Genomic DNA, 7,247 nt, shown 5'->3' with positions numbered 1-7,247 from the left:
AATTTTCGATTATTTATCAAAATCCAAGCCAAGCCAAGCCAAGCCAAGCCAAGCCAAGCCAAGCCAAGCCAAGCCAATAATGTAAACTCGGTTTATTATAAGTCATCAAAAAAAATTTGCCTAATTTTATTCAAAATATTCTATATCATTAAGAATGTAAATAATATTAATAAATATAAAATTTTAATAAAATTTATTGATGGTAATAATAAAAAATTACTTAATAATATTTAAGGACTATTTTATGAAAAAGAATTTTATTAACAAAAATTATGATTATCAAAATATAAATTTTTGGGAATATTTTGAATTTTACGTATTAATGTATGAGTATTAGTTATTTTATAATTGGATTCAAAATAATATTTATAGCATAAAATTATAGACATAGTTTTAATTTAGATGTAATAGAAGTTTATGAAATTTATATACTCGCAATAATAGGATAATATGATGAAAAATAAGTTATACTTTATATCATTTTTTTTAATTATTATTATAGTTTTTATAATATCATGTAGAAAAATTAATATATTAGGTCCAAATGATATTCCGCCTCCAACAGCATTTCCAAATATAGATGACGAGAAACCAGAAATACCAGACTATCCAAATCCTACACCAGTGCCAGACCCTCCAGAAGAAACAGAAGAAAAACCTATAGAAATAAAACCTGAAGTAGTAGAAGATGGTATAGTATTTGGAAGCTATGGAAGAAGATTTAAATTCAAAAATGAATGGTATGTATTGGCTACCAATGAATATAAATATGATCCTGTTAAGAAACAATTAGAGAGGACAGGAAAAGGAGCATTATTAAAAATAGCTAATGATGGAAATACTATAATAAAAATACATAGTTTATCTGCAAATGAAGATTTAGAAAAAGTACAGTATTGGACAAATTTAAATTCTGATAGATTAGTTATTGATACAGATAAAGTTTATATAGAAAGTACAAATAGATCTTATGAAGTATTGTATAATGATGTAGAATTTGAAAAAAAGCCAAGTAATTTTGATTCAACTTTCTATAAAATAGAATATTATTATGAAGTTAGAACATATAAAGATATTATTTCTTCAGATACTCTTATCAATTGGAAAGATTCAAAGGATCTTCTTCAGGTATACAAACTTCCAGAGGCTAATTATAACAATCCTAATAATTGGCAGGGTAGAATAGGTTGTACAAGAATAGAGATAGTTTTTTTCAAGGATAAATTATATGCATTTAATAGATGGTATTCTATATATGATGTAAGCCCTACAGGATACAGAGATCCAAATGATGATATTTTTACTACATCAGATGGATATTATTATGTTAACGATTTGAATGATGGTTCTTCAGAATTAAAAACTTGGACAACAAATGCAAATCCTTTTGGATGCAGAGATGGTTATTATGTAAAAACTGATGGTAAAAAATTATATGTTTCAGGAGGAGTTTCTAATTGGTTTTATTATAAAACTTCCAAGCAGTTATGGGGATATGGTGTTAAGAATTTTTCAAAATCTGATGGTATATGGTCTACTGAAGATGGTAAAAATTGGATGAAAGAAACATCATCAACAGGTTATGATGATGCTGATGAAATAAACGGTAAAATGATATCTATGAGCTCATTGTCTTTAACGCCTCCAACTCCTTTAGAACCTTCTTACACTGAATTAAATGGAAAATATTATAGAACTTTTAATATTACTTATCCTATTCCTCCTATTAAAGAAATTATGGAAACAGTTGATAGATTTGAAACTAATTTCACTGTTACAGAAGAACATATCAAAAAATCTGGTTCTTATCAGCTGCAAGTATCTTCAGTACCTCCAGACAGAGCTCAAGAATCTGATTGGGTTAATGTTGTACCTAATAATGAAATAACTTCTGTAATAGGTTGGGAAAGCGGCGGTGCTGATTTATTTACTTTTAATAATAAAATAGTTCGTTTAGTTGATTATGATAGACAGTTTAAACTTAATACTCAATATGAAACAGCTTTAAACCTTTCACATAAATATTATGCTTTACTTGAGGCAGCTATGACTATGGAAGATTATAAAAAGTATGATTATTATTTCTTGTATTATAAAACTATGGCTGATATGTTAAGAATAATTAAGGATAAAGGTAATGATTATTTTCGACCTGATGAGGCAGTTACGCATTACACTTTTGAATTGAATTAATAATAATATAAAGAGAATGGGTAAAATATATTTTATTAATTTTATTATATTTATTGTTTGGGATTTTTTATGAAAAAGACATTTTTAATATTCTTTGTAATGTTGTTTATAAGCATTAATTTATATTCCCAACTGCCTGGACTTGATTATGGAACTTTCATTAACTCTTATATAGATTCAACAGGAATGTATAAGAATATACCTAAAGAAACATTAGAGATTTTAACTGGCAGCAAACAAATGAATAAATTATTTGATGATGGCATAAAATCATTTTCATTTGGAGAGCTTATAACAATAGCACAAAATCCTGAAAAAGTATTGGATACCACAACAAATGAATCTGTAATATTATTAGTGGGAACTACATTGGGATTTTTGGAAGTTGCAAATATGCAGCAAGGTACAGCAACAACAGTTATTAATGCTTTAAAAAATAAAGCGGCTTTTACTGCAGCTTCTGGAAATAATACAGGACTTCTTATTCCTATGCATACACCCATAGGAAGTTTTGGAATTAATTTATACAGTGATGCTCCTTTGCTTCATATAGATTATATAAAGAATCCTCCAGCAAATCAAAATGATTATGATTCATTATCAAAAGCTTTAGATATACTTCCTATACCTCATATAAATGCTTATTTTCAAGTTAATCTTGGCCCTATACCTTTGGCTTTAACTTTCAGAGGAGGTATATCTTTAGGATTTAAAGAGATTTATGGGGCAGTTATTAATGATGTTGAAATAGAATCTTTAGGTTGGAATGTAGGTGCTTCATTAAAGGCATATCTTTTTAGAACTAAATATTTCTTTGGTGATTTAAGATTTGATTTTAATTATGATGTTGGAAATTTAAAAATGGCTGCTAATAATAGAAATGTTTATGTACCTCTTTATTTAGGTTTTAATGGCGGTACTGATACTGGGGTTGTATTTAATGGCAATGCTTTTTTAGAATCTAAATGGAAAACTTTTGCTTTAAGTCCTAAATTGGTATTCGGATTTAAGATGCAGGAAAAAGTACCTGCTATACAATATTTATCTGCATATTTCTCTCTTGGAGCTGATATTATATTTGGAAGTTTGGAATCTAAAGTTGGTGTGAATGGTATAGGCAGTTATGCTAATATTGTAGGACATGAAATAATAGTTAATGATTTGTATGTTCCTAATTCTCAAGATAAAATGTCATATAAACTTTATGATGTTAGAGTAGGTTTTCATTTTGATATATTCTATCAATCGTTAGCTATTGAGTATGGTATATTTACTAAACAATTTGCTCTTTCTTTCATACCTATAAATATAAGGTTTTAATGAGGCGGTGTTATGAGATATATTAAATTGCTATTGTTTTTGATTATACCATTTGTTTTAACAGCATGTTTCATACCGGAAAGAAGAATATATTTTTCTTGGAATAGACCAATTATAAAAAAAGATCCATGTAATTATGATTTCAATACAAGCAGTAATATTAATTTGATTGAAACTGAAAGAGGCTACCTTATGGAGTTTACAGGACATGAGATATATTACAGGTTAGGGGAGACTAAACCTTATAATATAAAAGATTATGTTTTTGTTATGGACGAAGTGCTAAGTTTTATGAGTAATAATAGAAATTGTATTTTACTGATAGAAGGTCATGCGGATATTATAGGTAGTAATAATACCACTATAAATTACAATTTGTCAGAAAGAAGGGCTAGTGTCATAAGAGACGTTATTCTTTCCTCTGGTTTTTCTTATAAAAGGGTTCACATTTTTCCTTATAGTGATATAATGCCAAAGTATACTACTAATATTCATTTGAACAGACGTGTTGATTTTGTTGCTATTAAGTGTGAAAATGAATTGGAAAAGTATATGAAGTTTTACAGCAATTATGGAGTAAATAATACTTCTAATGATTTTGAGGAGAAATGATATGTTAAAATCTAATAAGCTTTTATTAATAATCAGTTTATTAATATTAGTTTGTCAAATTTCTTATGCTAAGATTGGCGGTTTTGAAATAATTGCAAATGTTCCTATTGGTGCCGGAATTACATTGGTTGATAATAATGTTAAAGTAGCTGGCAATCCAAAAGTTGGCGGAAATTTTCAAATAGGTGTAGAAGCTGATATAGGATATATGTTTCAAATAAATGAGAGTATGGGAGTTAGTTTATTAGGTTCATTAGGTTATGATTTTACAGGTTTTAATTATTCAAAAAATAATAATACTCAAACTTATAAACTTACTTCTCATGATCTTTATATAGGTTTTTATCCTAAATTTAATATAAAAGGATTTTCTATAGGTATTAATGTTGGAGCTAAATTTGGAATCAATCCTAATGTAAGTTATGATGTTTCAGGATTATCTCAAAAATATTCTTCAGATACAAAACCTAGAACTTATATAAGAGGTACTTTTGATTATTCTATATTCTTTAAAGAAAATATGGCTATAAATATTGGATTTTATTTAGGCTATGACTGGGGATACAATTGGAAAGAATCGTTAGATGCACTTAATGTTTTAAAAGATGAGGCTTTTGGAAATTTGGATATTGGTTTGCAGGTTGGATACAGATTTGGGCCTAAATTTTAATTAGATACTTTCTTGAATTTCTGTTTTTATAAGGGCATGCTATTTTTTAATAGTATGCCCGCTTTACTAATTACTATATATAATTTTTATTTTTTGATTATTTCCATACTCCAATTAGGGCCGCTATAAACTTTATATTTATCAGAGAAATTGCCCATATTTACAGCAACAGAGAAATTAAGTTCAGAATTGAAATAAGCCATGTTATCGCCTTCCGGAACATCTCCAAAAGTATTAACAAGTTTAACATCTCCATTCCATACTAAATTACCTTCATTATATATAGATACATTTACCATATCTCCAACTTTAATGCCATTATCCAACATTAATTGTCTAGGCAAAGAAGACCATACATTTCCATATTGTACATCAAGTATAGGAATATTAGCAAAGAATTTACCGTTTTCATATCTTGCTTTTTGATAATCAATCTTTGTTATATTTGTACCTAAAGATTTACCTACTTGTTCAAAAGTAATTTGTTTAGATGCAAGTCTTGCACCAGTATAAACATAAACATCTCTGCCATGGAAAGTGTATGATTCTTGAGAGTTAGTTAATCTATTTACTGCTTCATCAATTTCTCTTACTTCTTCAACACCTAAACTTTCTGCAACAAAAGTTAAAGATCCATTATCAGGAGTAACAAAGTAATAATTATTAGTAGTTTTCATTACAACAGATTTTCTTTCTGTACCAACTCCAGGATCAACAACATTTACAAATACTGTACCTTCAGGCCAATATCTTGCTGTTTGATCTAATCTTAAAGCAGCTTCCCATATATTGAAAGCTGGTATTTCATGAGTAAGATCATATACTTTTAAATCTTTATCTACTGTTAAAGCTACTCCATACATACTTGCTACTGCATTGTCTTTTCTTCCGAAATCAGTTTGAAGGGCTAAAGGTGATTTATTAATTTCTTTTTCGCATGATATTAATAGAGAAAATAAAATAAATATCATTAATATATATTTTTTCATTTGTTTATTCCTTTTCTGTTTTCTTAAATTTTGTTTTGTTAAAAAATGAAGGGCATAAGAATAAACTCATGCCCTTTAATAATTTTTGTTGTTAATTATTATTTAGCTTTAGCATTTAGAGCTTCTTTTTGTCTTTTGATTCTTCTTAAAGCTCTTTTACGTTTAACTACTTTTCTGTGTTGTTTTCCCACGGTGTCTCCTTTAATTATATTTTATTGTTAGAACCTAATACATTATTGATTTTATGTATATAAAGTTTTTTCATTTCATCACGAGCAGGTCCTAAATATTTTCTAGGGTCGAATTCTTTAGGATCATCATGGAATACTTTTCTAATAGCAGCAGTCATAGCAAGTCTTGAGTCACTGTCTATATTGATTTTACAAACAGCACTTTTTGAAGCTTCTCTTAATTGCTCTTCTGGAATACCTATAGCGTCATCTAATTTACCGCCATTTTCATTGATCATTTTAACATACTCTTGAGGTACGCTAGAAGAACCATGTAATACAATAGGGAATCCAGGAATTTTTTTCTCAATTTCTTTAAGAATGTCTAATCTTATTTGAGGATTTTGACCAGGTTTAAATTTATAAGCACCATGGCTTGTACCTATAGAAATAGCAAGAGAGTCAACTCCAGTTTTTTTAACGAAGTCTTCTACTTCTTCAGGCTGAGTATAAGTGTGCTGTTCTGCTACAACATCATCTTCAACACCAGCAAGTACGCCTAATTCACCTTCAACTGTAACGTCATATTTATGAGCATATTCAACTACACTTCTAGTTAATTCAACGTTTTTGTTGTAATCATAATGGCTTCCGTCTATCATAACAGAAGAGAAACCGTATTCGATACAGCTTTTACAAAGTTCTAAACTATCACCATGGTCAAGGTGTAATACTATAGGTACGTTAACGCCTAATTCTTTAGCATATTCTACAGCTCCTTGAGCCATATATCTCAATATAGTTTGATTAGCATACTTTCTAGCACCAGAAGAAACTTGAATTATAACAGGGCTTTTAGTTTCTACACAAGCTTGAACTATAGCTTGTAATTGTTCCATATTATTAAAGTTAAATGCTGGGATAGCATAACCACCAGTAATAGCTTTTTTAAAAAGGTCTCTACTATTAACAAGGCCTAAATCTGAGAATTTAACCATATTGTTCTCCTTTTATAAAATTAAAAAATACTTATTTATAATATACTAATAATATAGTAAAAATAATAATTTTTCAATAAAAATCCTCATTTTAACGAATTTTTTTGGATATTAAAAATGCTTAAATGGTATTTTATGTATTTTTTATAACAAATATATTTTATACAAAATCTTGAATTTATTGAACTTTTTCTACTGTTTTATCAATATTATGATAACTAATAGATATAAAAATATATACAAAATAAATTATCAAGAAATTTTCACTATGTTTTTAAATTATAGTTTTATGATT

At 28.0% G+C, this 7,247-nt stretch carries 7 protein-coding genes; 5 read left to right on the top strand and 2 right to left on the bottom strand.

Annotation, left to right across the window (positions count from 1 at the left end):
• From R4K56_RS14130 to R4K56_RS14110, 5 genes are all read left to right on the top strand, one after another.
• A partial coding sequence (locus R4K56_RS14130; RefSeq protein WP_335786924.1) for a hypothetical protein occupies positions 1–234 on the top strand: 234 nt, incomplete at its 5' end.
• A gap of 219 nt (positions 235–453) precedes the next feature.
• Complete coding sequence (locus R4K56_RS14125) at positions 454–2,193, top strand: hypothetical protein (protein WP_335773082.1); 1,740 nt, start codon at positions 454–456, stop codon at positions 2,191–2,193.
• A 69-nt stretch (positions 2,194–2,262) separates the two neighbouring features.
• Complete coding sequence (locus tag R4K56_RS14120) at positions 2,263–3,513, top strand: hypothetical protein (protein WP_335773081.1); 1,251 nt, start codon at positions 2,263–2,265, stop codon at positions 3,511–3,513.
• Positions 3,514–3,525: 12 nt separating this feature from the next.
• Positions 3,526–4,125, top strand: coding sequence for an OmpA family protein (locus tag R4K56_RS14115; protein WP_335758217.1), 600 nt, complete (start codon positions 3,526–3,528; stop codon positions 4,123–4,125).
• Position 4,126: 1 nt separating this feature from the next.
• Positions 4,127–4,795, top strand: coding sequence for a hypothetical protein (locus tag R4K56_RS14110; RefSeq protein ID WP_335773080.1), 669 nt, complete (start codon positions 4,127–4,129; stop codon positions 4,793–4,795).
• An 86-nt stretch (positions 4,796–4,881) separates the two neighbouring features.
• On the opposite strand, the gene R4K56_RS14105 is transcribed toward R4K56_RS14110, so the two are convergent.
• Together R4K56_RS14105 and R4K56_RS14100 are read right to left on the bottom strand one after the other, a co-directional pair.
• Positions 4,882–5,784 carry an SAM hydrolase/SAM-dependent halogenase family protein gene (locus R4K56_RS14105; RefSeq protein WP_335773079.1) on the bottom strand — a complete coding sequence of 301 codons (903 nt, stop codon included), beginning with the start codon at positions 5,782–5,784 and terminating at the stop codon, positions 4,882–4,884.
• A 205-nt stretch (positions 5,785–5,989) separates the two neighbouring features.
• Positions 5,990–6,952 carry a class II fructose-bisphosphate aldolase gene (locus tag R4K56_RS14100; protein ID WP_297299439.1) on the bottom strand — a complete coding sequence of 321 codons (963 nt, stop codon included), beginning with the start codon at positions 6,950–6,952 and terminating at the stop codon, positions 5,990–5,992.
• Positions 6,953–7,247 lie beyond the last annotated feature (295 nt).

The sequence above is a fragment of the Brachyspira pulli genome (assembly GCF_036997785.1).
In the GTDB taxonomy this organism is placed as follows: domain Bacteria; phylum Spirochaetota; class Brachyspiria; order Brachyspirales; family Brachyspiraceae; genus Brachyspira; species Brachyspira pulli.
The sequence above is the reverse complement of the archived record's forward strand: the minus strand, read 5'-3'. Positions and strand labels throughout refer to the sequence as shown.

Bases quoted from the DNA above. Each gene is read 5' to 3' on its own strand.
- R4K56_RS14125 (WP_335773082.1), top strand. From the start codon at position 454: ATGAAAAATAAGTTATACTTTATATCATTTTTTTTAATTATTATTATA.
- R4K56_RS14120 (WP_335773081.1), top strand. From the start codon at position 2,263: ATGAAAAAGACATTTTTAATATTCTTTGTAATGTTGTTTATAAGCATT.
- R4K56_RS14115 (WP_335758217.1), top strand. From the start codon at position 3,526: ATGAGATATATTAAATTGCTATTGTTTTTGATTATACCATTTGTTTTA.
- R4K56_RS14110 (WP_335773080.1), top strand. From the start codon at position 4,127: ATGTTAAAATCTAATAAGCTTTTATTAATAATCAGTTTATTAATATTA.
- R4K56_RS14105 (WP_335773079.1), bottom strand. From the start codon at position 5,784: ATGAAAAAATATATATTAATGATATTTATTTTATTTTCTCTATTAATA.
- R4K56_RS14100 (WP_297299439.1), bottom strand. From the start codon at position 6,952: ATGGTTAAATTCTCAGATTTAGGCCTTGTTAATAGTAGAGACCTTTTT.